Genomic DNA, 22,694 nt, shown 5'->3' with positions numbered 1-22,694 from the left:
CCGCTTCGCTGGTTTCTTCGCGAATGTTCAATCGGTTGAATCGTCGTTGGCGGCGAGCGTTACTTAACCGCGGAGATCGGAATGAACTTCAGCTTCTTCAAGGAGCCGTTTTGGAACTTCGCGCTCTGGATATACTCGATGAACGCTTTCGTCACTTCGTTCGGCTCGCCCTTCGTCATGTAATAGCCATAGCCCCATACTTTATAAGTTCCGTTGACTACGTTAGCTTCCGTCGGAGCCACTTTGTTAATTTTCATTGCCTTCATGTTGCTGGTCACGTAGACGAGGTCGATGTAGCCGATCGCGTTAGGCGTCGTTTCGACAGCCGTCTTCATATCGCCGCTCGATTTGACTTCTTTATAGTTGTTGCCTTTGCTGATGAAGTCCGTGCCTTGCAGAGCTTTCATTTGGAAGTTGACGCGAGTGCCGGAGCCGAATGCGCGATTGACGACGATGATGTCGGCGTCGTCTCCGCCTACGTCTTTCCAGTTCGTCACTTTACCGGAGAAAATATCTTGCAGTTGCTTCGTCGACAGGTCGTCGACTTTTACGTTTTTGTTCACGACGGCAGCGAACGGAATGATGGCGACTTTGTGCGCGACTTGGCCGTCGAACTTCTTGAAGCCCGGCACGTCCTGGGAAGCGTCCCAGTCGACGGCGCCGATGTCGGCGATGCCTTTGCGGACCGATTGCGGACCCGTGATGGAGCCTGCCGCGGAAGCGGAGATTTTAACTTTCGGATTCAGCTTTTTAAATTCATTGGCGGCTTGCAGCGTCAGCGGCAGCAGCGCGGAGGAACCGTTGATGACGATTTTGCCCTTCAGGGAGCTTGCCGCTCCGGCAGCGGATACCGATGTTGCGACCATAGCAATCGCCAGTGCGGCGACGGATAACGATTTGAACCATTTCATAGTCAATTTTTTCTCCTCTCGATATGGGGTTTCGATTAACGGGAAACCGGCTTCCAGTGCCCGTTCTGATCCAGGAATACGCGTCCGTCGCGAATGACGGCCAGTGGCGCGCCTTCTTTGACGAATATTTCGCTAACATCCTCAGACAATGTATGCAGCTGCTTGGCCGAACCGGCGGCCGGATCTACTTCGTAGACGAACGGATTCGTTCCGTCGCCTTCTGTCAGCAAGTACCATTTTCCGCCCGAGTACTCCGCTTGATATACGTCTTGCTCGTTATACAACGGCGCCGTTTTCTTATCCTTGCCGACTTGAACCAGCGCGGATTTGGCGGCGGCGTCGCCGCTCACACTGACGTACACGACGCTCGATGCGTCCGCTGCGGCATGTACGAATACTTTGTCGTCGACCGAAGTCGTCAGCTGCACCGCTTTGTTCTCTTTCACCGTCGGATCGACCGTGAATTGATAGATTTGCGGCTCCGTTCCCTTCATGTCGATGGCCACGTCGTCCGCCTCTACCGGCTTGGAGCCGTCGGCCACAACCGAACCGGGCTTCGTTACCGTATAAGTAAACGTCTTGCCGTCCGCGGACACTTCCAGGTTCGCCTTATAGTCGACCTTGTCGTCCAAAATTTTCGTAATCTTATTAATCTCGGGATCCAGCTTCGCGATTACGCTCCCCTTATCCCCTTGCAGGAAGAAAATGCTCTTACCGTCTGCAGACCAGACCAGCTCGGGCTTGATGTTCGTGTCGTTGCTGACGACGACAGGGCGGCTTATTTTGGTCAAATCAAGTACCGATACTTGACCGTTGGCATTCGTGTAAGCCGCTTTATCCCCGTTTGGCGACAAAACCAGATCGGAAGCGTCAGCCGCAATATCCAGCAGGCGATACTTGCCGGTGGTCGCCTCGACCAGATAGTCGGCTCTTCCCGATTCTGTCTCTTGGGATGCGATGTACCTTTGGGCGTCTACCCATTGAATGCGATCCACGTTCGCAAGCAGCTTGGCGTCGATCCAGATCGTGCCGGTCTCGTCCTTATACAGGCTGGCGCCCAGCGCTTCTACATAGGCTTGCAGTTCAACGTAGGTGATGCCTTTGACGTTTTTGACCGCAACGTCCAGCTTTTGCTCCGCTCCGTCGACCTTGAGCACGCCGCTGCCGGATTTCAGCTCCACCGTGTGGCCGTTCAGCTTCGCTAGGATCGCTCCGCTCTCAACGTGCACCTTAACGCCCAGCTTCGAGCTTAAATCTCTAAGCGACACAAGCGTTTTGCCTTTCTCCGCAATTGTACCGAGTTGAACCGCAGTTCCGTTAACAAAATAAGCGGAGCTTGCCAACTGCGTCGTACTTGCCGCCGTTGCTGTCGCTGCGGATACCGCTCCAACGGAAGCAGTTCCTACGGATAACGCCAATACTGTTGCCAGGGACGCCTTCTTAAGCACCATCGACACCTATCACCCTTCTGGAATATGGTAAATTTCTCTCATTGCTATAGTGAGTATAGTCCCGATTTGTAAAGCTGCTATTGTGGAATCATTTTCCGATTGTTAAATTTAGGAACCGATCTGACCGATCAGCTTGCGGAATTCCAGACGCACTTCTTCGGACTTGCCCTTGGCTGCCGCAGAGGCCGTCTGCAGAAGCGTTGCCGCTTCCCGGTTCATCTCCGACGAGCTCCACAGCTGTGCGAACGTATCCTCGGTTTTCTTGACCCTGTACACGCCTTTGTCCGCCCCCTGCTTGCCTTCTCCAGCCAAGCCGGCCGACACTTGAACCGCCTCCGACATCGACCGGACCAGACCAGCGATCTGTCCGGCGGAACGCTTCGTTTGATCCGCCAGCGCGCGGATCTCTCCGGCAACGACGCCGAAGCCTCTGCCGTGCTCTCCGGCTCTTGCCGCTTCGATCGTGGCGTTTACCGCCAACAGGTTGCACTGATCCGCCAAATCCGCGATCAACCGAACGATGCCGTCAACGGACGACGTTCTATCCGTAAGCTGCGAAGCCGCCTTCTCTTGCTTGTCCGCATTCATCGACCAAAGCTTGAACAGCTTCAGCATTTCCTCCAGCTGCCCGCGTCCCTGATCAGTAATTTCACTGATCCGCTCGCTGCAAGACTGAGCTTCGCTCGTCGCTTCCGCAACCCGTTCAACCGAGTCGTGAATGTTCTCGATCATCGTCTCGGTATCGCGGATCGTGCGGATTTGCCGATTGACCGCCTCGCGCTGCAGCAGCCTGGAGATGTTCAGCAAATCGTTTACCGTCAGCACGCCCGCGAACTTGCCGCGATCGGTGAGCAGCACGGCGTCATAGAACGTTTCCTCCGAGCGGGACAGCGTTTGATCGATCAGTTCCTGCGGATCGATGGACAATTCGACGATCATCGGTTTTTTGTCCATCAGGTGGGAGACAGGCTGGTGCCCATATAAGGAAAGGCCGTACAACGTACCTAAGCGGCGGAAAAACCGATCCTTCATCATCAATCCGATCGGCCGTTTGCCCTCATCGCAAATCACGACGCATTCGAATTGATTTTGCCGGCGGAACAAATCGACCAGTTCGTCGCCCCTCTGATCGGGGCCGATGACCGGGCAGCTTCGCGCCCAATCCTTGACGGCCACGGACGGGATCATTTCATGCATGGACGGGACTGACGTCCTGTCTTGACGGCGGGAGACGCTTTCCGAGCGCGGCGCATCGTTCTTCTTAACGGCGCGAGATTCCGCGACAAGCACGTTCGTTGCCATCTAGATCACCTCGTTAATGAGTGATAGACTACGAGATTTCAACAAGAATATTTTTCCTACTTCTGAAACTAACAAAAGATTGTTTTCCATTCGTTCGTTTCTCGTTAAGCGAACGTAAAGTTTCTCCTTCGGAGATAAACAGGTTCGTTTCGTATTGACTTATTTTATTTCAAGTGTATATATTATATATATACGGTAAATACACAATATACGGAGGCGCCATGAATATCATTTTATCTAACGCATCCGACGAACCGATCTACGGGCAGATTGTCCGCCAAATCCGTCAGTCGATTTTGAACGGGGAAATCACACCGGGCCATCTGCTGCCGTCCATTCGACAGTTGGCCAAAGACTTGCAGATCAGTGTCATTACGACCAAGCGGGCCTACGAGGAGTTGGAGAAGGAAGGTCTGATCGATTCCGTCGTCGGGAAAGGCTCGTTCGTATCCGGCGCGAATCCGCAATTTATTCGAGAGCAGAGGCTGCGGCTGCTAGAAGGAACCCTGATCGAGGCCGTTCAGGAAAGCCGTTCGCTGAACATGCCGCTGGAGGAGCTTGTCGCCCATATTCGGCTGCTTTACAAGGAATTGGAGGGAGAGGATTGAACGTGAACGAAAATTCGGTTATCGAGGTCAGCCGCCTAACCAAAAAGTATAAGCGCTTCGAGCTGAAGGACGTAACGATGGATGTTAAGCAGGGCTTTATTACCGGGCTTATCGGCGCGAATGGCGCGGGTAAAAGCACGCTTATCAAGCTGATGATGGGCATGTCCCTTCCCGAGGACGGAAACGTCCGAGTTTTCGGACAGGAGCATGCGACCCATGAAGCGGAGATCAAGGAGCGAATCGGCTATGTCGCCGACGATTGCAGCTATTACGAGCATCTGACCGTCGATGCAATGAGAAGCGTCTACGCGCCATTCTATAAGCGATGGGATGAACAACAATTCGGCAGATATCTCGACCGTTTCGAACTATCGGCCAAAGCGAAAATCCGCAGCCTGTCAAAAGGGATGAAAATGAAGCTGAGCCTAGCCTTCGCTCTATCTCATCATGCCGATCTCCTGATTATGGATGAGCCAACCGCCGGGCTCGATCCCGTGTTTCGCCGGGAACTGCTTGAGATTTTATCCGAGCTGATGCTGGACGAACGCATGTCGATTTTGTTTTCCACGCACATTACGACCGATCTCGATCGCGTCGCGGACTATATCGCCTTTCTTAATCGAGGGGAACTGGTATTTCATGAATCGAAGGAACGAATCTTTGATCGCTACGCTATCGTCAAGGCAAACAAGGAATTGCTGGACGCGGACGTCCGCCGCATCTTCGCAGGCATTCGGGAAACCTCATCCGGGTTTGAAGGGTTGACCGGGGACCGGCTGGAAGCCGAGCGGTTGTTTGCCGGGCACGCCCGTATCGAACGTCCGACGCTGGAAGAAATTATGTTCTTTACGGCCAAGGGAGTGGAAGCGCATGTTTAATTTGATTCGCAAGGATGTCATCGCTCTAAAATATTACTTTCTGTTCATTGCTGCGTATGCGGTCATGTTCGGTTTATTTACCGTGTCGTCGTTCTCCCCGCTGATGATCTGCATGCTGCCCGCGATTATGATGACGCTGTTCGCCTCCAACCTCGAGCTTCGCAACAAGAGCATGCTTTTTATTGGCAGCCTGCCCGTCCGAAGAAAACAAATCGTACTAGCAAAATACGGGAGCGTCTTCGTCTATCTGGCGCTCGGCATTATTCTCGCCGCCGCGATCCGTGCGATTAACGAATACGGTCTTGGCGTCGAATTTCCGTTAACGTCCCTGAACCTGTCGTTGTCAGCGGCGTTGGCGATGGCTTTCGCAGCCCTCTACTATCCCATTCAATTTTGGCTTGGCGTGCGAAATTCATCCTTCATCTCGTTTCTCGTCATCTTTCTGGCCGCCGCCCTCATCGGAGGAATCGGCAACATGGCGGATTCGCTCACTTTTGACATGCTGCCCACTCGCGCGCAACTGGTTATCGGGCTGCCTATTGCAGGATTGCTGCTGCTATACGTTTCCTATCGCATCTCCCTGAACCTATTCCTGCGCAAGGACATCGAAGGCTAACGATTCGGTCTCCGAACGGGCATATTCTTTTCGAACCTCCTAATAAACGAGGCTGTCTCAAAAGTAAGTAAGCTCACTTAAGACCTAGCTCACTTGACCAAAGACAGCGCGAAAATGAAGAAATGGCGACTCTAGGGATTTCATCCCTGTGTCGCCATTTCTCGATTTCGGTCTACTGTAGCTTTCTTTAATAAATTACGGGCAAGCGCAAGCCAAAACCGCCCTTGGCAAGTTACCGGGAACAGTCATCTGCTGCGCATAGGCGTGGTCCCAATTACTTTTGGGATAGCTCCCTTTTACCATGATTGTTTAAACTTCGTCGATGCCGACCCAAGAGCCGCGCTCGATCGACAGGTCGACCGCTTCAAGCACTTCTTGGCATTTCACGCCGTCATAGAACGTCGGAGCGAATGGCGAGCCCGTCTTAATATGCTGTACGAACTCGTACACGATATGCACGAAGGCGTGCTCATAGCCGATAATATGACCGGTCGGCCACCAGTTTCCGGCGTACTTGTGGGTCGACTCCGTCGCCAGAATGCGGCGGAAACCGGCCAGGTTCGGCTCGTCTTCGCGGAAGTAAACTTCCAGCTCGTTCAGCTTCTCAAGATCCCAGCGCAATGAGCCTTTGCTGCCGTGGATTTCGAACGTGTTGTGGTTTTTGCGGCCGGCCGCGAAACGGGAGGCGACGAACATACCCATCGCTCCGTTCTTGAAGTCGGCCAGGAAACCCGTCGCGTCGTCGACGGTTACCTGGTCCTTCTGCGAGGAAGAGCCGGCGCCGGCGGACAATCCTCCCGCCGCATCCGTTGCAATCGGGCGCTCCTTCACGAATGTGCGGTTGTGGCCGACAACGCGATCGAACTCGCCGATCAGGAAACGAGCGAGATCGATGCTGTGCGCATTGATGTCCCCGTGTGCTCCGGAGCCTGCCACTTCCTTCTTAAGCCGCCATGCCATCGGCGTGTTCGGATCGACAAGCCAGTCCTGCAGATAGGTCGCACGATAATGGTGGATTTCACCCAAGCGGCCCTCGTCGATGATTTGCTTGGCCAACTGCACTGCCGGCAGGAAGCGATAGTTAAAGCAGACGGCATGTTTAACGCCGGCTTTCTCCGCCGCCTCGAGCATTTCGCGACCGTCCGCCAAGTTCAGCGCAAGCGGCTTCTCGCAAAACACGTGCTTGCCCGCCGCGATCGCCGCCAACGTAATTTCCTTATGCGCATCGCTCGGCGCATTGATGTCGACGAAGTCGATGTCGTCGCGCGCGACCATTTTCCGCCAGTCCGTCTCGTACGATTCCCAGCCGAATTTATCGGCAGCAGCCTTGACCCCTTGCTCATCGCGTCCGCAGATCGCCTTCATGACGACGTCGGCGGCCGGTTCGAAGAACATGCCTACATCTTTATATGCATGGCTGTGGGCTTTGCCCATGAACTTGTAGCCCACCATGCCGACATTGATTTTGTCGTTTACGCCCACCACATTTCACCCGCGCTTTCTTTCAAAATAAGGGAATTAAGGAAACCTGCCGCTTTAGTGAAGCCTTCGTTAACGCTCATAATGCCGTCTTCATGCTCGATGCTGATTACGCCGTCGTAACCAACAAGGCGAAGCGTGCTCACGAGATCTTTCCAGAACTCGTCATCGTGGCCGTAGCCGACCGTGCGGAATACGAACGAACGATTCAGGATATCTCCGTAGTGCTTCGTATCCAGAACGCCATTCAGCGCCGTATTGCGCTTATCGATCTTCGTGTCCTTGGCGTGCACGTGGTAGATGGAGTCCCCGAGCGCCTTGACGCATTCGATCGGGTCCATTCCTTGCCAGAACAGGTGGGATGGATCGAAGTTCACGCCGATGTTGTCTCCCGCTTCACTGCGCAGACGCAGCGCGGTTTCCGTGTTGTACACGAGGAAGCCGGGATGCGCTTCGATGGCGATTTTAATGTTATGTTTGCGAGCAAATGCCGACTGTTCCTTCCAATACGGAATCGCAACTTCGTTCCACTGCCACTCCAGTACAGTCAGGAAATCGGGCGGCCACGGGCAGGTTACCCAGGACGGGTATTTCGCGCCTTCGGAGTCTCCCGGACAGCCGGAGAACGTAATAACCGTGTCCACGCCGAGCTTCTCCGCCAGCTGTACGGTCGCGACGAAGTCCTCATGATCGGATTGAGCCGTAGCTTTATCCGGATGCAGCGGATTGCCGTGGCAGCTGAGCGCGCTGATCGTCAAGCCGCGGGAATCAACCGCTTCGCGAATGCCGCGGATGGCCGCGTCGTCGTTAACGATCTCTCTGGCATTTACGTGCGCGGTGCCGGGAAAACCTCCCGTACCGATTTCCACCGCTTGCAGTCCCGCCGCTTTGACGGTATCAAGCGCCTGTTCGAACGATTGTTGGGCGAAAAGAACGATAAATACGCCGGATTTCATTGTGAACTTCACCAAACCTCTCATTGAAAGTGGAAGCCTTTGCACGTTTTATGTACGCGCGTTCATAAATCACAATTCTATTTTACATGAAAGACGGCATCCATTGCCACCCTTATTTAGCAGCGAACGGCGGCGGCGCGGCCTCTTACGGTCTGACAGACCGTTGCGCAGGCGAATCGGCCGACTTTCAGGCCTCTTACGGTCTGACAGACCGTTGCGAAGGCGAATCGGCCGACTTTACGGCCTCTTACGGTCTGACAGACCGCAATTAGTCAAACTTCGCCAGCCCTGAGACTCCGCACGATTCAGCCGCTCCCCGCTCTTCCCGTCCCGCTTAGACGAAGCTGATGGCCTGGCCTTTGCTAGCCGATTCGTATACGGCTTCGAGAATTTCCTGCACGACAAGCGCCTGCCTGGCCGTTACGACAGGTTCGCGATCGTATGCAATCGCCTCGATCCAGGCGCGAGCCTCTTGCTCGGCCGCGTCGTCCGGAAGCGGGTTGCCGCCGAAGTCGCCGGCCATCTGAATTTCCTGCGTGTAGAGACGGCCATGTTCCTCCCCGTTGACGCGGAGTCCCTTCTTCATGTCGGCTCCCGCCTTCGTTCCGCTCAAGCTCACCTTCGCTTCGTCCACATCGAGTGTGTTCAGCGCCCAGCTGGACTCCAGCCATACCGTTGCCCCGTTTTTCATCGTGATCATCGCGAATGCGGAATCCTCTACTGTAAACTTGTCAGGATCCCACGGTCCCCACAGGTTCGCGCTGCTTCCTTGCTCCGCCAGCTTGCGATAGGAGGAGCCAAGTACTGTCCTGGGCTCATAGTTGTCCATCATCCACAAAGCCAGATCGAGCGCGTGCGTGCCGATATCGATCAGCGGACCTCCGCCCTGCTTCTCCAGATCAAGGAATACGCCCCAGGTCGGCACCGCGCGGCGGCGAACCGCATGCGCTTTGGCCACGTAAATCTCGCCGAGCTTGCCTTCGCGGCAAGCCTGGTACAGCCAGCGGCTGTCCGCGCGGAAGCGGTTCTGATAAGCGATGCTCAGCTTCTTGCCCGTTCTCTGTGACGTTTCCAGCATACGGCGAGCGTCTTCGGCGGTTTTGGCCATCGGTTTCTCGCACAACACATGCTTGCCCGCTTCGAGCGCTGCGATGGAAATTTCGGCATGCGTATCGTTAGGAGTGCAGACGTGGACGACGTGAACGTCTTGATCGCGCAGCAGTTCGTATACGTCGTGATATACTCTAGCGTCGTGCGTACCGAATTTGTTTTTGGCTTCATGCGCGCGGTCGGCCGAAATATCGAAAAATGCGACTACCTGCGCTTCCGGGATTTTGGCGAGCGATGGCAAATGCTTCCCCATCGCGATGCCGCCGCAGCCGATCATGCCTACGTTAACTTTTGTCAATGTGCTTGTCCTCCTTGCGGCTTGTCCATATTCAAACTACAATATAGTGTATCATACTTTGCCGATATTCCCATTCGGGCAAGTGCGAGGATTTTATGCGATTTTGTCTTTTGGCTTGAATTGACCTCTATAAGGGGATGATCCCTTGCAACCGTTAAGAGAAAAGATTGAATACGAGAACCCGTTATTGTCGTTGAAAATATGGCAAATGGTTCGCCTCGATCCCAGGAGCGTCACCTGGCACTATCATCCCGAATGCGAGCTGATGCTCGTCCAGGAAGGGACGCTGACCGTCGACTTGAGCGACGAAACTTTCGAGCTTAGAGACGGGGATATCGTTATCCTCGGCAACTCTCAGTTGCACAGAGACCACAACTCCGAGGGCAATCTGAAATATATCGTTCTCCAATTCGATCTTAATAATTATTTCGATCAGAGCACGATTCCATACCTGCAATATTTCAACGAGACCAAAATGCCGCTCAGCGCCATGAACTACATTTTCCGGGAAAATACTGAAGCTCGGCGGGAAGCGGCGGATTGCATTCGCCAAATTCATCAGGAAGCCGTCGACAAGTTAAGCGGTTACGAACTGGCGGTCAACATGTTGATCAAAAAGCTGCTGCTCATTCTGATTCGCAACGATACGCGCCGGCTGCTCGCCGACCAGGATCGGGTCGAACGAATCCGCCTTAAGCCGGTCATCGACTTCGTGGAAGCGAATATAGACGACCGGATCGCCGTGGAGGCCGTGTGCGGATTGGCCAACATGAGCTATTATTACTTCGTCAAATTTTTCAAGAAAATGATGGGCCAATCGTTCACCGAATACGTCAACTTCCGCAAAATCAAACGAGCCGAACAACTGCTGCTCACCCGGGACGTCAGCGTAAGCGAAGTCGGCGAACTGATCGGTATGGCCAACATGGCCCATTTCTACAAAATGTTCAAGCGCTTCAACGGTTGCTCGCCGAAGGAGTTTCAACGTAAAATGCTCGCTTGGGGACGGAGCTAAAAAAAAAATCGCCCGAGTCGCGAAGACCGGGCGAAAATGTCGTTATTAAGTGCGATAAGCTAATTGGACGTACTTTTCCGATTCATGAACAGCTTGTAGCCGACGCCGCGGATCGAGTCGATCTGAACGCTCTGTTGGTTCAATTCGAGCTTTTTGCGCAGGGAGCTTACGTGCACGTCGACGGTTCGCTGACCTCCGATATAATCGAAGCCCCACACCACGTTCATCAAATCGTCCCTTGTAATGACGATGCCGGGGCGTTCCGCCAAATACAGCAGCACCTCGAATTCCTTCGGCCGCAGCGTGATCCACTGCCCTCCCGAGCATACCTCGTACTTATCGGGAAAAATCTGCAAATCGCCGATGGTGATGACCTTCTCCCCGTCCGTCGCCTTTGCCGGCTTGCTCTCTTCATTGCGCGAACGTCTAAGCACGGCAGTCGTACGAGCCAGCAGCTCGGCGACGCCGAACGGCTTCGTAATATAATCATCCGCTCCGAGCTTAAGCCCCTGAACGACTTCCTCCTCGGCGTTCCTTGCGGTCAGAATGATGACCGGCGTGCGCACCCCGTTCTGCCGCAGCTTCTGGAGCACCTCGAAACCGTTCATGCCTGGAAGCATCAAATCCAGGAAGATGATCGCATAGGATTCGTGTATCGCTTTATGAAGCCCCTCCGCTCCGTTGCCTACCACTTCCGTTTCATAGCCTTCCTGCGAAAGATTGTAGGTTACGAGACGGGCAAGCGTCGGTTCGTCCTCTATAATCAAAACTTTGTCCGACATGCGTACCTCCGGTTCGGCAGTTTGCTGCCTTATTGGCTCACTATGTTAGTTTTATCATACCACTGTAAAGCCAACGTCATTCAAATGTTAACGGAATGTAAAATCGGAAACGGAACGTTTACGGCTGCAGCAGCGGCAGTTCCAAAATAAATTTCGAGCCCGCGCCGATCTCGCTCTCCACCCGAATCGTTCCGCGATGCAGCTCGGTCAGATGCTTCACGATGGACAAGCCCAATCCCGTACCTCCGGAGCTTCGCGAACGGGCTTTGTCGACGCGGTAGAAGCGTTCGAAAATACGGGGAACATCTTTCTTCGGAATGCCGATCCCGGTATCCGCTACCGTAATGCGCACGAGCTCCTCTTCCCCGTCTCCGGACTCCACGACCTCCGCAGTTACTTTCACTTTTCCGCCCTCTGGCGTATAGTTGATCCCGTTCTGCAACAGATTCATGAGAATCTGGCCCAGACGATCTTCGTCCGCTTCGAGGAATAAGCCCTCTTCTGCTTGCACGTTCAACTCAATGCTCTTCTTGCCCGCTTCCGGCGACAGCAGCTCAGCCATCCGCCCGAGGAAAGCCGGAAGATCGATCGGCGAAAATTGCAGCGGAGAACGGCGGGACTCTATCTTGGACAGCTCCAAAATATCCCCAATCAGACGATTCAGTCGATCGCTTTCGTCCTGAATAATCGTAAGGAAAGATCTCGCCGTTTCCTCGTCGTTCATCGCCCCCGCCAGTAGCGTCTCCGCAAAGCCCTTCACCGCAGCCACCGGAGTCTTCAGCTCATGCGAGACGTTCGCGACAAACTCGCTGCGCATCCGCTCCAGGCGACGAATCGCCGTTACGTCCTGCAGCACGAGCAGCAAGCCCTGTTCATCGTCCCCGCCCATCGTCATCGGCACGATATGAATTTCAAGCAGCCGTTCCTCCGGGTAGTACACAGTCAGCTCTTCGCGAACGTACGCCGGCTGCTCCAACACTTCGCGGATCAGGTTGATCAGCTCGAAATGTTGGCGAATTTCCGTGACGCTTCGGCCGACTCGCTCGCGAACCGAGCTGCCGAGCAGTTGTTCCGCTTCGCGATTGTACAGCGTAATCTTGCCGTCGGGCGCAATCATGACAACGCCGCTTGTCATATTGTCGAGTACGCTCTGCAGCCGATCCCCGTTGCTGCGGATTTCGTCGAGCTGGTGCTGCAGGCTTGCCGCCATCGCGTTCAGCGCCTTCGCCAGCTCTCCCACCTCGTCCTTGCCGCCGTCGGGCACCCGCGTTGCATAGTCCATATCGGCCATTCGTTTCGCCGCCGAAGTCATCCGCTCCAGCGGACGCGTCACCCCGAGCGCCACCCGATAGCTGACTGCTCCGGCGACGATGAACAACAGCAGTAGAGCTGAAATCAGCGCCAACCACATTCTGTCCAAGCTGCGCTCGATATCGCCAAGACTCATCGCCAGCCGCACGATCCCGGAGTCGCTCTCGCCTTCTGTCCCGCTCACCTTGATCGCCACGTACATCATTCGTTCTTTCAAGGTGTCGCTGTAGCGGACGCTGCTCCCCGTTCCGGAGGCCAGCGCTTCGCGTACCTCCTCTCGGTCCAGATGACGGTTCATTGTCAGAGGATCGTGGTCGGAGTCGCCTATGACGGTCCCGTCCAGCCGAATATACGTTATTCGCATCTCGGCAATTTCCTTAAACCGCTGCGCCTGCTGCTGCAAATATTCGCTCGCTTCAGCCTCGTTCAGCTTATCCGGCCAAGGCACGGCCGCGTTCAGGACGTGCAATTCCCGAATCATATGATCGCGCAAAGCCGCCTGATGGTTTTTCTGATAGGAATTGCCCATGAGCAAGCCGGCCGCCAGCACGGACGAGCCAATCAGGAGCACGAAGAGCATGGTGAGCTTGAGGCGAAACTTGGTCATAATCGGGCTTGCTCTCCTTCTTCGTTATGCGAATACGACGTCTTTGAACTTCTCCAGCTTCTCTCTCGAATCTTTATCGACGTCGGCATGCAGGCTGTTGCCGTGTGCATCCATAGTGACGATCGCCGCAAAGCCTTCAACTTGAAGATGCCACATCGCTTCCGGAATGCCAAATTCCATAAAGTCGACGCCGTTCACCTTCCTGATGCATTCCGCATAGTACTGGGCTGCGCCGCCGACGGCGTTCAAATAAACCGCCCCGTGCTCCTTGAGCGCGGCGAGCGTTTTCGGTCCCATGCCGCCTTTGCCGATCACCGCGCGCAGACCGAATTTTTTCAGAATATCGCCTTGGTACGGCTCCTCGCGAATGCTCGTCGTCGGTCCGGCTGCCTTCACGTGCCAACCGTCTTCGTCCTTTAGCATAACCGGACCGCAGTGATAAATAACTCCGCCGTTCAAATCGATCGGAGCGTCATGGTCCATCAAATGCTTGTGCAGCGCATCGCGTCCGGTATGCATCTCGCCGTTCAGAATGACGACGTCGCCTACCCGTAAGCCGCGCACGTCTTCTTCCGTAAGCGGCATCTGCAGTATGATCTCTTTCCCTCTCGGCGCTTCGGCGGAATCGGCCTCCTTGCTCTTCATCGGAACGCTCGAGCCACCCTCGTAGATCCAGCTCTTGATCTCATGCGTATCGCCGTCCAGCAGCACGCCTTGACGACGATAAGCCCAACAATTATATGCGACGGAGACAAAATAGCTGGCCGGAAGCCGATTGGCTACGCCGACTTTGCAGCCGAGCAGCGTAACGTTGCCGCCGAAGCCCATCGTGCCGATGCCAAGCTGGTTGGCTTTGTCTAGAATATAGTCCTCCAGTTGAGCCAGCTCCGAAATCGGGTTAACGTCGTCTACGTTGCGGAACAGCTGCTGCTTCGCCAGCTCGTAGCCGGTCGTCCGGTCGCCGCCGATGCCAACTCCGATAAAACCCGCGCTGCAGCCCTGGCCCTGCGCCTGATATACCGCATGAAGAATGCATTTGCGAATGCCGTCAAGATCGCGTCCGGCTTTGCCGAGTCCTTCGATCTCGCAAGGCAGGCTGTATTGAATGTTTTTATTTTCGCAGCCGCCGCCTTTGAGAATGAGGCGCACATCGACTTCGTCGCGCTCCCATTGCTCGAAGTGAATAACCGGAGTTCCCGGTCCGAGGTTGTCCCCCGTATTGGCGCCCGTCAACGAATCGACAGAGTTGGTACGGAGCTTCCCGTCTTTCGTCGCCTGAGCGATCGCGCTCCGAATTTCCCGTTTCATAACGATCTGATTCGCGCCGACTGGCGTGTGAACGACAAAAGTAGGCATGCCGGTATCCTGGCAGATCGGCGAGACGTTACACTCGGCCATTTCGATATTTTGCGCGATGGTAGACAGAGACAGTCCTGCGCGAGTTGCCTGATCCTCCGCCTCGCGAGCGGCGGCTATGGCACGGCGGACATCCGCCGGAAGATTCGTAGATGTTTCGACGATGAGCTTGTATACGCTTTGTTCGAATGCTGATGACATAAGTGCAGAATCCCCTCTCTATTCGTTGACTCCTATACATTATATAATAGCACAAGATACTCCGTACAAGTTGTAACAAAGTCGAGCAATTCCGACTTGCCGAAGAAAGGATGCCTCCTTCATGGCCAATCATTATTTGGCGTATTTATACCGATTGCAGCACATCGAACGCTGGAGTCTGATGCGCAATACGCATCCGGAGAACGTCGCCGAGCACTCCTTTCATGTGTCGCTGATCGCTCACGCCCTTGGCGTTATTGCACGGGAAATATTCGGCCGGGACATCCAGCCGGAGCAGCTTGCCGCCTACGCCTTGTTCCATGACGCCGCAGAGGTATTCACCGGCGATATTCCGACGCCTGTGAAGCATCAGAATCCGCGGATTCTCGCGAATTTCCGAGAAATAGAGGCTATGGCCTCCGAGCGCTTGCTGGCCAACGTGCCTGAGCCGCTTCGCGGAAGCTATGCGCCCCTGCTCTTTCGCAAGCCGTCCGACCCGGAGCTGTCCAAATTGCTAAAGGCCGCCGACCTGCTGGACGCCTATCTGAAGTGCACCAGCGAAATGTCCGCAGGAAACCGAGAATTCGCCACCGCCCGCAAGCAGGTAGATGAAAAGCTGAAGCAGCTCGAACTGCCTGAAGTCGAATGGTTTCTCGTCCATCTGGCGCCAAGCTTTGCAAAAACAATCGACGAACTGTCCGAGAACGAAGGAGACGATGAGCCATCATGAAGCTGAAAGTATTTAAATCGTTATGGGGAATGGAGCATTGGTCGCTTGAGGAAAGGTTCGCGCGCATCGCGGACGCCGGTTATGCAGGAGTCGAGAGCCCGCCTCCCGGGCCGGAAGAGGAGAAGCTGTTCCGCGAGCTGCTGGAGCGCTATGGACTGGAATATTCGTCGATGGCGTTCACAGGCGGCGATCACCTCGAATCGCTTCGAAGCCAGCTGGAGCGAGCGGCGTCGTTCTCGCCGGTGCTGGTTAACGTGCACAGCGCCAAGGACGATATGCCTTACGAGGAACAGTTGAGCTTCTACCGTCAAGCGGTAGAGATTGAACGCTCTTTCGGTATCCCCGTCGTTCATGAAACGCATCGCGGACGGGCTATGTATACGCCATGGACGACGGAGCGCTTGCTGAACGACGTGTCGGGGCTGCGTCTTTGCGCCGACTTCAGCCATTGGTGCGTCGTATGCGAATCCTTGCTTGAGGATCAGGCCGAACGGATGGCCGGCATCACGGCCCGCGCCTCGTACGTTCACGCCCGTGTCGGACATGCCGAAGGACCGCAGGTCAATCATCCGGCCGCTCCCGAGCATGCAGAAGCGCTTGCGGCGCACGACGCTTGGTGGCGATCCATCGCTCGCCATCGTCGCGATCAAGGAGCGGACCAGTTGATTTTCGTTCCCGAGTTCGGGCCTCCGGGCTACTTGCAGACGCTGCCGTTTACTCGTCAGCCCGTCTCCGATCTCTGGGAAGTGTGCCTATGGATGAAGAATTACCTGGAACGGCGCTGGGACGAGTGGCTCGCATAAAATACAAGTGAGGCTGCCTCATAAGCAGAGTTGCTTGAGATGATCGATCAGAAAAAAGTGCATGGTCGAGTAGGCGGGGCCTTTCCTTTCGAGGATTGCGCCCCTACCTTTTTATAGCTGATCTATTTGTACACATGAGTTTACGCTGGGAAGTTAGTTGGAAAATCGTACAAAGCTGCTCTGCTCAGGCTCAAACGGCGGATGTTTGTTCGATAAATCGTACAAAGCTGCTCTGCTCAGGCTCAAACGGCGGGCGTTTGTTCGATAAATCGTACAAAGCTGCTCTGCTCAGGCTTAAACGGCGTACGTTTGTTCGATAAATCGTACAAAGCTGCTCTGCTCAGGCTTAAACGGCGGGCGTTTGTTCGATAAATCGTACAAAGCTGCTCTGCTCAGGCTCAAACGGCGGGCGTTTGTTCGATAAATCGTATAAATAGACCAAAATCAGGGATTGTATGAACTTGAATCGCTTATGGGAGCCGACTCTTCTATTATTTCGCATCCGGTATCGTAATGACGACCGTCTCCGCTTCCCCGTTGTGCGCGAGCTCGATCAGCCATTGGCCGCTATCGGCTTCGTATTCGGCAGCTATGACGGAAGGCGGGAACATACCCCCGGCCTCGGGAGCTTTGAGCGCTTGGCGGATGGCTTCCTCCGTCGCCAAGCTGGCACCGTCGGGCTGCTGCGCCGCAACGATTTCAACTCGCTTGGCCTTGCCTTGAGCCGGGTAAGATTCTGCGATCGCCCCGTCCGACCATACCCGGACCTGCTGGCCGATGTCGACTTCCGATCCGGCATACTGATACCAAATCGCTTCGTAGTAATGGCTCGCTCCCCCGTTGGCGCTAAAGTCCATCTCCTCAGAGCCCGTGACAAGAATTCGTCCGTCCCTCATGTCGACGATATAACCCGTATAATCATACTCCGGCTCCCCGGACGGTTGTCCGGCACCGTTATTTGCCGCCGTTCCCGTCGTCCGTTCGCCGCAAGCGACGAGCAGACAGACTAGCGCGGCCAGAAGCGCCAGCAGATTCCCTTTTTTCCGCATGTTCATTCTCCTCCTCTGCTTCTCCTATTGTTCCGAACAAGGAGCAACGCGACAATTCCAACAGCGACAAGCAAAGCGACCCACGGCCAGACCGGGCCGTCTCCTTCGGCGAGTCTGCTTCCGGACTTGCTCTCCGGTTCGTATCCCTCTCCCAACTGCTCTAACGCCGCTCCGGCTTGCTCCATCGGCTTCGTCAGCTCGCATACTCCCGTCTCCAACCGATCGGAAGTTCCGTAAGCGGACACGATGAATTGGCTGCCCTGCTTGAAATGAACGTAACCGCAGCTTTCCTCGCCGATCGCCGTATACACCTTCGTTTGTTTGCTCAGTTCGCCCTTCCACACTTTTTTGACGTTGAACGTAACTTCTACCAAATCTTTTGAGCTGTCGATGATCATCTTGTCCGGCTTGACCACCTTCGTTACCGTGCCCGAAAATACCGCCGTCTTGCGGCTCAGCTCCTCCTCTACCGATGGAGGCGCCGCGCAGGAGCAGGCGTGCGCTTTACCCGGCGCAGCAATCATGCCTCCGTACAACATGAGCAGGAGACACGTCATCAGCGCCAACGAAGCTTTCATTTCTGCATCACCTCAGTGACTCTGACGCACCAAGCAGTGGAATTGTTCCAATATTCGTTAAAAGCCAGACCAAAAACCCTCGTCCGCCAAGCGAACGAGGGTTCATGCAATTATTCGGCCCACGACTTATTACTTGTACCAAGGCACTTGCATCAGCCAGATAATAACCAAAAACAGAACGAAAATAATCGAGCTCAACGTTTGAACCTTCGAAATCGAGGAGCTTGCGCTTTCGCCTTTGACGGACGCGGCTGCGATCATCTTAAGCGGCGCTTGCACAATTCCGGACAAGGCGCCGATTGCAATGAACAGCACGCCCACGACTATCATCCAGGAAACGCTGTAAGACACGTTTAATCCCGTCAGCAAGTAACCCCCGGTAATCAATTGCAGCACCAACGAATACTGCCCGATTCTGCCGCCGGAGATCAGACCGCGAGCCAGTCCCTCTTGCGCTGAGCCGGACAGCTGCTTAAACTTTCCGACCACGAACGGCAGAATCGCGTATATGCCCATTCCAACCGCTCCTACTACGTGCAAAAACAACATTACATTCGCCATTAGTCGCAACCTCCATTAATCAATACACCAAACTATGACATCCTAAGTATACACAAAAAAATCGGACGAGCAAAACTGTTCCCGCCGAAACGGTAAAAACGCAGTCTTCCTCGAGGCAAAATCGCCGCAAAGCGCAAAAAAATCGCCGAAATCCCGCTGTAAAGCAGGATTCGGCGATTGCTCCCAGGGCCGTTAGGCGTTCTCGACAATTTGGATGACATTGCGAACGGATTCCGCAGACTTCTCTAGCGCGGCCTTTTCTTCCGCCGTCAAGTCCAGCTCGATCACCTTCTCAATTCCATCGCCCCCGAGCACGGCCAGAACGCCCATAAACAGGTCGCTGTAGCCATATTCGCCTTCCAAAAGCGCAATCACCGGCAAAATACGCTTCTTGTCCTTCAGAATCGCTTCGGTCATCTGTACAAGGGAAGCCGCCGGAGCGTAATACGCGCTGCCGTTGCCCAGCAAATTCACGATCTCGCCGCCTCCGGTGCGTGTACGAGCCACAATCGCGTCGATCTGCTCCTTCGGAAGCAGCTTCTCGACCGGGATGCCGCCGATTGTCGTATAGCGAACGAGCGGAACCATATCGTCGCCATGACCGCCAAGCACAACGCCGCGCACGTCCTCTACGGACACGTTGAGCGCTTGCGCAAGGAACGTGTTGTAGCGAGCGGTGTCCAGAACTCCGGATTGCCCGATGACGCGGTTTTTCGGGAAGCCGAGCGCCTTATTGGCCACGTAGGTCATCGCATCGACCGGGTTGGACAGAATGAGCACATACGCGTTAGGACTTGTCGCCTTAATATTTTCGCACACCGACTTCACGATGCCCGCGTTCGTGTTCACGAGGTCGTCGCGGCTCATGCCCGGCTTGCGCGCGATACCCGCCGTAAGGATGACAACGTCGGAATCGGCCGAATCGGCGTAATTCGCCGTACCGATAATGTTGGCGTCCACCCCTTGGACCGGGGTCGATTCCAGCATATCGAGCGCCTTGCCCTTCGTCGGATTCTCAAGCTGGGGAATATCGAGCAGAACGACGTCGCCCAATTCCTTCTGGGCCAGCATCAGCGCCGTAGTCGCGCCGGTGAAGCCTGCGCCCACGACCGTAATTTTCGCACGTTTGATTGCCATTTGGTTGTCCTCCTCGTCATTGGAGACTGCGATGGAATAAAGTTCCGCTAATTTCGCCGCAGCTCCTTAGCCGGACGATTGCTCGTTCCGGGCCTGTATTATGGATTATTCCCCAATTGAAGGAGAAGCCGCCGTCCGAATCGGACGACGGTCTCTCTCTAGTCGTGCTTCTTAGAAGTTTTTGATAATCTCGTTGGCGAACTCGGAGCATTTCACTTCCGTTGCGCCTTCCATCAGACGGGCAAAATCGTAAGTGACGACTTTGCTGCCGATCGATTTCTCGAGGCCTTTGTAGATCAGGTCGGCCGCTTCCAGCCAGCCGAGGTGCTCAAGCATCATAACGCCGGACAGAATAACGGAGCCCGGGTTAACGACGTCTTTGTCCGCATATTTAGGAGCCGTGCCATGCGTCGCTTCGAAGATCGCGTGACCGGTCGCATAGTTGATGTTCGCTCCCGGAGCGATGCCGATGCCGCCGACTTGAGCAGCCAGCGCGTCGGACAGGTAGTCGCCGTTCAGATTCAGCGTCGCGATGACGTCGAAATCTGTCGGACGAGTCAGAACTTGTTGCAGAGCGATGTCGGCGATTGCATCCTTCACGAGGATTTTGCCTTCGTCCAAAGCCGCTTTCTGAGCCGCGTTAGCCGCCTCTTCGCCTTGCTCGGCTTTGATCGCGTCGTATTGGCCCCATGTGAACACTTTGTCGCCGTATTCTTGCTCGGCCACTTCGTAGCCCCAGTTTTTGAACGCGCCTTCCGTGAACTTCATGATGTTGCCTTTGTGAACCAGCGTAACGGATTTGCGGCTATGCTTGATCGCGTACTCGACCGCAGCGCGAACGAGACGCTTGGAGCCTTCCTCGGATACCGGCTTGATGCCGATGCCCGAAGTTTCCGGGAAACGGATTTTTTTGACGCCCATTTCCTTCTGCAGGAACTCAAGCACTTTTTTAACTTCTTCCGTACCGGATTGGTACTCGATGCCGGCATAGATGTCCTCTGTGTTTTCGCGGAAGATAACCATATCTACAAGCTCAGGGCGTTTAACCGGGGAAGGAACGCCTTGGAAATAACGAACCGGACGCAAGCAGACATACAGGTCAAGCTCTTGACGGAGCGCAACGTTCAGGGAACGGATGCCGCCGCCGATTGGCGTTGTCAGAGGACCTTTGATTGCGATGATCATTTCGCGGATCGCTTCGAGCGTATCGTTAGGCAGCCATTCGCCGTATTCGTTAAATGCTTTTTCGCCTGCGAACACTTCGTACCAAGCGATTTGCTTCTCGCCGTTGTAAGCTTTCTCTACAGCTGCGTCAAGCACGCGCTTGGAAGCTTTCCAGATGTCGCGGCCCGTGCCGTCGCCTTCGATGAATGGGATGATCGGATTGTTAGGTACGTTCAGTACGCCGTTCGTTACTGTGATTTTCTCGCCGGAAGTCGGCGCTGCGAATTTTTCGAGTTTCATAATTACGTTTCTCCTCCTGAATACGATCTATATTGAAATTGGCATAACAACCGGCGGCTCGCCTCGCGCCAAGCAGCGATGGAGGCAACCCGCCGGCTACCCGCTTTGCTGCCTTACGGCGTGTCTGCATACTCCGAGGACAGCGGGTTTGCAGACAAGCTTTAGCCTCTCTGGGAGAGCGGCACATAGTGTTGGTCTACAGGACCGACATACTCCGCGCGCGGGCGGATCAGACGGTTGTCTTCATATTGCTCCAAAATGTGGGCCGTCCAGCCGGATACGCGGCTGATCGCAAAGATCGGCGTAAACAGATCGCGCGGAATGCCCAGCATCGTATAGCAGGAAGCCGAGTAGAAATCTACGTTCGGCTTAAGCCCCTTCTGGCCCGTTACGAGCGCCTCGATCTTGATGGACATCTCGTACAGCGTCATATCGCCTTTCAGCTCGCCGAGCTGGCGCGACATCTGCATCAGGTGCTTGGCGCGAGGATCTCCGTTCTTGTACACGCGGTGGCCGAAGCCCATAATTTTGACCTTGTTGTCCAGCTTGTTCTGGATGTAAGGCTCCACGTTCTCCAAGGAACCGATCTCGTCCAACATGATCATGACCGCTTCGTTCGCTCCGCCGTGCAGCGGGCCTTTCAGCGTGCCGATTGCGGAAGTTACGCCGGAATAGATGTCGGACAACGTCGCTACGGTTACGCGAGAGGAGAACGTCGAAGCGTTCAGCTCGTGGTCCGCATGAAGCACAAGCGCCTTGTCCATCGCCTGGATAGCGACCGGAGCAGGCTCTTCGCCCGTCAGCATGTACAGGAAGTTATGGGCGATTCCTACGCCTTTTTTCGGAGCTACCGGGTCTTTGCCTTCGCGAATGCGGGCAAACGCGGCTACAATCGTAGGCAGCTGAGCTTGCAGTTTCACCGCTTTGCGGTAGTTCGCCTCGCTGCTCATATCGTTCGCTTCGGCGTCGTACAGCGCCAGGCTGGATACGGCCGTGCGCAGCGCAGCCATCGAGTTGGCGTTTTTCGGATACAGACGCAAGCCTGCGATCACTTCGGCCGGAACAGAAGCGTATTCACCTAATTGCGCAATTAATTCGTCAAGCTCGGATTGGTTCGGGAGCTTGCCGTGCCACAGCAAATAGACGACTTCCTCGAACGAAGCCTTTTCCGCGAGTTCGTCGATGTTAATTCCTTGATAGGTCAGAACGCCGTCAATAATGGAACTGATAGAGGACTTCGCCGCGACGATGCCTTCAAGGCCTTTGGTTGCTGTCATATTTTCTCTCTCCTTTGACCGGAAAATTCATGTCCGTCGGCTTGTCTTCCACCCTCGCCGAGAGGGATGCCCGTAATATGAAGTAGCTCAAAGAGTCCGATTTGACTTTTTGAACATGCGCCATATATGTTTGCTCGCAAGCCACAAGCGCTCTCAGCTTGATATTGTACGCAAACCGCAGCAATCTTAACATTTTTTGACCTTTTTTAATGAT

Annotated in this window: 22 protein-coding genes; 7 read left to right on the top strand and 15 right to left on the bottom strand. The window is 54.8% G+C overall.

All coding sequences use genetic code 11. The features are described 5' to 3' along the window. Positions 1-59 precede the first annotated feature (59 nt). From DFP98_RS09405 to DFP98_RS09395, 3 genes are all read right to left on the bottom strand, one after another. Positions 60-911, bottom strand: a complete 852-nt coding sequence (locus DFP98_RS09405) for a phosphate ABC transporter substrate-binding protein (RefSeq protein ID WP_116060331.1) — start codon at positions 909-911, stop codon at positions 60-62. 35 nt (positions 912-946) lie between these two features. Further along, positions 947-2,362 carry a stalk domain-containing protein gene (locus DFP98_RS09400; RefSeq protein WP_116060330.1) on the bottom strand — a complete coding sequence of 472 codons (1,416 nt, stop codon included), beginning with the start codon at positions 2,360-2,362 and terminating at the stop codon, positions 947-949. Positions 2,363-2,470: 108 nt separating this feature from the next. Further along, the gene (locus tag DFP98_RS09395; protein WP_116060329.1) at positions 2,471-3,664 is read right to left on the bottom strand and encodes a methyl-accepting chemotaxis protein; all 1,194 of its coding nucleotides are present in this window, start codon (positions 3,662-3,664) and stop codon (positions 2,471-2,473) included. A 221-nt stretch (positions 3,665-3,885) separates the two neighbouring features. Here DFP98_RS09395 and DFP98_RS09390 point away from each other — a divergent pair, with 221 nt between their 5' ends. The 3 genes from DFP98_RS09390 to DFP98_RS09380 are packed head-to-tail and all read left to right on the top strand — an operon-like array spanning position 3,886 to position 5,766. Next, positions 3,886-4,272: a GntR family transcriptional regulator gene (locus DFP98_RS09390; RefSeq protein WP_116060328.1), complete on the top strand. Its 387-nt coding sequence runs from the start codon at positions 3,886-3,888 to the stop codon at positions 4,270-4,272. After that, positions 4,269-5,150, top strand: a complete 882-nt coding sequence (locus tag DFP98_RS09385; RefSeq protein WP_246016471.1) for an ABC transporter ATP-binding protein — start codon at positions 4,269-4,271, stop codon at positions 5,148-5,150. Before DFP98_RS09390 ends, DFP98_RS09385 begins: the two co-directional genes overlap by 4 nt. Next, the gene (locus tag DFP98_RS09380) at positions 5,143-5,766 is read left to right on the top strand and encodes an ABC-2 transporter permease (RefSeq protein WP_116060327.1); all 624 of its coding nucleotides are present in this window, start codon (positions 5,143-5,145) and stop codon (positions 5,764-5,766) included. Before DFP98_RS09385 ends, DFP98_RS09380 begins: the two co-directional genes overlap by 8 nt. A 309-nt stretch (positions 5,767-6,075) precedes the next feature. Here the strand turns inward: DFP98_RS09380 and DFP98_RS09375 are convergent, their stop codons facing one another. Continuing rightward, on the bottom strand, positions 6,076-7,218 hold the full coding sequence (locus DFP98_RS09375) for a Gfo/Idh/MocA family protein (protein WP_116060521.1): 1,143 nt from the start codon (positions 7,216-7,218) through the stop codon (positions 6,076-6,078). A 20-nt stretch (positions 7,219-7,238) separates the two neighbouring features. Beyond that, complete coding sequence (locus tag DFP98_RS09370) at positions 7,239-8,201, bottom strand: sugar phosphate isomerase/epimerase family protein (protein WP_116060326.1); 963 nt, start codon at positions 8,199-8,201, stop codon at positions 7,239-7,241. 86 nt (positions 8,202-8,287) lie between these two features. On the opposite strand from DFP98_RS09370, the gene DFP98_RS38615 reads away from it, so the two are divergent. After that, complete coding sequence (locus DFP98_RS38615; RefSeq protein ID WP_147310155.1) at positions 8,288-8,473, top strand: hypothetical protein; 186 nt, start codon at positions 8,288-8,290, stop codon at positions 8,471-8,473. Positions 8,474-8,535: 62 nt separating this feature from the next. Here DFP98_RS38615 and DFP98_RS09365 read toward each other — a convergent pair whose 3' ends face one another. Then, positions 8,536-9,609, bottom strand: a complete 1,074-nt coding sequence (locus tag DFP98_RS09365; RefSeq protein ID WP_181917588.1) for a Gfo/Idh/MocA family protein — start codon at positions 9,607-9,609, stop codon at positions 8,536-8,538. A gap of 145 nt (positions 9,610-9,754) precedes the next feature. Between DFP98_RS09365 and DFP98_RS09360 the strand changes: the two genes are divergently transcribed. Next, positions 9,755-10,624 carry an AraC family transcriptional regulator gene (locus tag DFP98_RS09360; RefSeq protein ID WP_116060325.1) on the top strand — a complete coding sequence of 290 codons (870 nt, stop codon included), beginning with the start codon at positions 9,755-9,757 and terminating at the stop codon, positions 10,622-10,624. Between the two features lie 59 nt (positions 10,625-10,683). Here the strand turns inward: DFP98_RS09360 and DFP98_RS09355 are convergent, their stop codons facing one another. The 3 genes from DFP98_RS09355 to DFP98_RS09345 form a co-directional block, all read right to left on the bottom strand. Continuing rightward, positions 10,684-11,406 carry a response regulator transcription factor gene (locus DFP98_RS09355; RefSeq protein WP_116060324.1) on the bottom strand — a complete coding sequence of 241 codons (723 nt, stop codon included), beginning with the start codon at positions 11,404-11,406 and terminating at the stop codon, positions 10,684-10,686. 118 nt (positions 11,407-11,524) lie between these two features. After that, complete coding sequence (gene pnpS / locus DFP98_RS09350) at positions 11,525-13,324, bottom strand: two-component system histidine kinase PnpS (RefSeq protein ID WP_116060323.1); 1,800 nt, start codon at positions 13,322-13,324, stop codon at positions 11,525-11,527. Between the two features lie 24 nt (positions 13,325-13,348). Beyond that, the gene (locus DFP98_RS09345) at positions 13,349-14,881 is read right to left on the bottom strand and encodes a fumarate hydratase (protein WP_116060322.1); all 1,533 of its coding nucleotides are present in this window, start codon (positions 14,879-14,881) and stop codon (positions 13,349-13,351) included. A 121-nt stretch (positions 14,882-15,002) separates the two neighbouring features. Between DFP98_RS09345 and yfbR the strand changes: the two genes are divergently transcribed. Together yfbR and DFP98_RS09335 are read left to right on the top strand one after the other, a co-directional pair. Beyond that, a complete protein-coding gene (gene yfbR / locus DFP98_RS09340) occupies positions 15,003-15,611 on the top strand; it encodes a 5'-deoxynucleotidase (protein ID WP_116060321.1) in 609 nt (202 codons plus the stop codon). Further along, positions 15,608-16,414: a sugar phosphate isomerase/epimerase family protein gene (locus DFP98_RS09335; protein ID WP_116060320.1), complete on the top strand. Its 807-nt coding sequence runs from the start codon at positions 15,608-15,610 to the stop codon at positions 16,412-16,414. Before yfbR ends, DFP98_RS09335 begins: the two co-directional genes overlap by 4 nt. Before the next feature lie 491 nt (positions 16,415-16,905). Here the strand turns inward: DFP98_RS09335 and DFP98_RS09330 are convergent, their stop codons facing one another. From DFP98_RS09330 to citZ, 6 genes are all read right to left on the bottom strand, one after another. Continuing rightward, positions 16,906-17,463, bottom strand: a complete 558-nt coding sequence (locus DFP98_RS09330; RefSeq protein WP_181917587.1) for a YobA family protein — start codon at positions 17,461-17,463, stop codon at positions 16,906-16,908. A gap of 2 nt (positions 17,464-17,465) precedes the next feature. After that, positions 17,466-18,041 carry a hypothetical protein gene (locus DFP98_RS09325; protein WP_116060318.1) on the bottom strand — a complete coding sequence of 192 codons (576 nt, stop codon included), beginning with the start codon at positions 18,039-18,041 and terminating at the stop codon, positions 17,466-17,468. Between the two features lie 129 nt (positions 18,042-18,170). Further along, positions 18,171-18,602: a hypothetical protein gene (locus DFP98_RS09320; RefSeq protein WP_116060317.1), complete on the bottom strand. Its 432-nt coding sequence runs from the start codon at positions 18,600-18,602 to the stop codon at positions 18,171-18,173. 192 nt (positions 18,603-18,794) lie between these two features. Beyond that, the gene (gene mdh, locus DFP98_RS09315) at positions 18,795-19,739 is read right to left on the bottom strand and encodes a malate dehydrogenase (RefSeq protein WP_116060316.1); all 945 of its coding nucleotides are present in this window, start codon (positions 19,737-19,739) and stop codon (positions 18,795-18,797) included. A 171-nt stretch (positions 19,740-19,910) separates the two neighbouring features. Next, the gene (gene icd / locus DFP98_RS09310) at positions 19,911-21,203 is read right to left on the bottom strand and encodes an NADP-dependent isocitrate dehydrogenase (RefSeq protein ID WP_116060315.1); all 1,293 of its coding nucleotides are present in this window, start codon (positions 21,201-21,203) and stop codon (positions 19,911-19,913) included. A 161-nt stretch (positions 21,204-21,364) separates the two neighbouring features. Continuing rightward, on the bottom strand, positions 21,365-22,480 hold the full coding sequence (citZ, locus tag DFP98_RS09305; protein ID WP_116060314.1) for a citrate synthase: 1,116 nt from the start codon (positions 22,478-22,480) through the stop codon (positions 21,365-21,367). Between the last annotated feature and the right edge of the window lie 214 nt (positions 22,481-22,694).

Origin of the sequence: Cohnella phaseoli, assembly GCF_003386235.1 — a bacterium.
Classification (GTDB): domain Bacteria; phylum Bacillota; class Bacilli; order Paenibacillales; family Paenibacillaceae; genus Cohnella; species Cohnella phaseoli.
This window is presented reverse-complemented; position numbering and strand designations above follow the sequence as displayed.

Coding starts and splice junctions, on each gene's coding strand:
- DFP98_RS09400 (WP_116060330.1), bottom strand. CDS start 2,362: ATGGTGCTTAAGAAGGCGTCCCTGGCAACAGTATTGGCGTTATCCGTA.
- DFP98_RS09370 (WP_116060326.1), bottom strand. CDS start 8,201: ATGAAATCCGGCGTATTTATCGTTCTTTTCGCCCAACAATCGTTCGAA.
- DFP98_RS09395 (WP_116060329.1), bottom strand. CDS start 3,664: ATGGCAACGAACGTGCTTGTCGCGGAATCTCGCGCCGTTAAGAAGAAC.
- DFP98_RS09375 (WP_116060521.1), bottom strand. CDS start 7,218: ATGGTGGGCTACAAGTTCATGGGCAAAGCCCACAGCCATGCATATAAA.
- DFP98_RS09330 (WP_181917587.1), bottom strand. CDS start 17,463: ATGCGGAAAAAAGGGAATCTGCTGGCGCTTCTGGCCGCGCTAGTCTGT.
- icd (WP_116060315.1), bottom strand. CDS start 21,203: ATGAAACTCGAAAAATTCGCAGCGCCGACTTCCGGCGAGAAAATCACA.
- DFP98_RS09405 (WP_116060331.1), bottom strand. CDS start 911: ATGAAATGGTTCAAATCGTTATCCGTCGCCGCACTGGCGATTGCTATG.
- DFP98_RS09320 (WP_116060317.1), bottom strand. CDS start 18,602: ATGGCGAATGTAATGTTGTTTTTGCACGTAGTAGGAGCGGTTGGAATG.
- yfbR (WP_116060321.1), top strand. CDS start 15,003: ATGGCCAATCATTATTTGGCGTATTTATACCGATTGCAGCACATCGAA.
- DFP98_RS09355 (WP_116060324.1), bottom strand. CDS start 11,406: ATGTCGGACAAAGTTTTGATTATAGAGGACGAACCGACGCTTGCCCGT.
- DFP98_RS09345 (WP_116060322.1), bottom strand. CDS start 14,881: ATGTCATCAGCATTCGAACAAAGCGTATACAAGCTCATCGTCGAAACA.
- DFP98_RS38615 (WP_147310155.1), top strand. CDS start 8,288: ATGAAAGACGGCATCCATTGCCACCCTTATTTAGCAGCGAACGGCGGC.
- mdh (WP_116060316.1), bottom strand. CDS start 19,739: ATGGCAATCAAACGTGCGAAAATTACGGTCGTGGGCGCAGGCTTCACC.
- DFP98_RS09380 (WP_116060327.1), top strand. CDS start 5,143: ATGTTTAATTTGATTCGCAAGGATGTCATCGCTCTAAAATATTACTTT.
- DFP98_RS09390 (WP_116060328.1), top strand. CDS start 3,886: ATGAATATCATTTTATCTAACGCATCCGACGAACCGATCTACGGGCAG.
- DFP98_RS09325 (WP_116060318.1), bottom strand. CDS start 18,041: ATGAAAGCTTCGTTGGCGCTGATGACGTGTCTCCTGCTCATGTTGTAC.
- pnpS (WP_116060323.1), bottom strand. CDS start 13,324: ATGACCAAGTTTCGCCTCAAGCTCACCATGCTCTTCGTGCTCCTGATT.
- DFP98_RS09335 (WP_116060320.1), top strand. CDS start 15,608: ATGAAGCTGAAAGTATTTAAATCGTTATGGGGAATGGAGCATTGGTCG.
- citZ (WP_116060314.1), bottom strand. CDS start 22,480: ATGACAGCAACCAAAGGCCTTGAAGGCATCGTCGCGGCGAAGTCCTCT.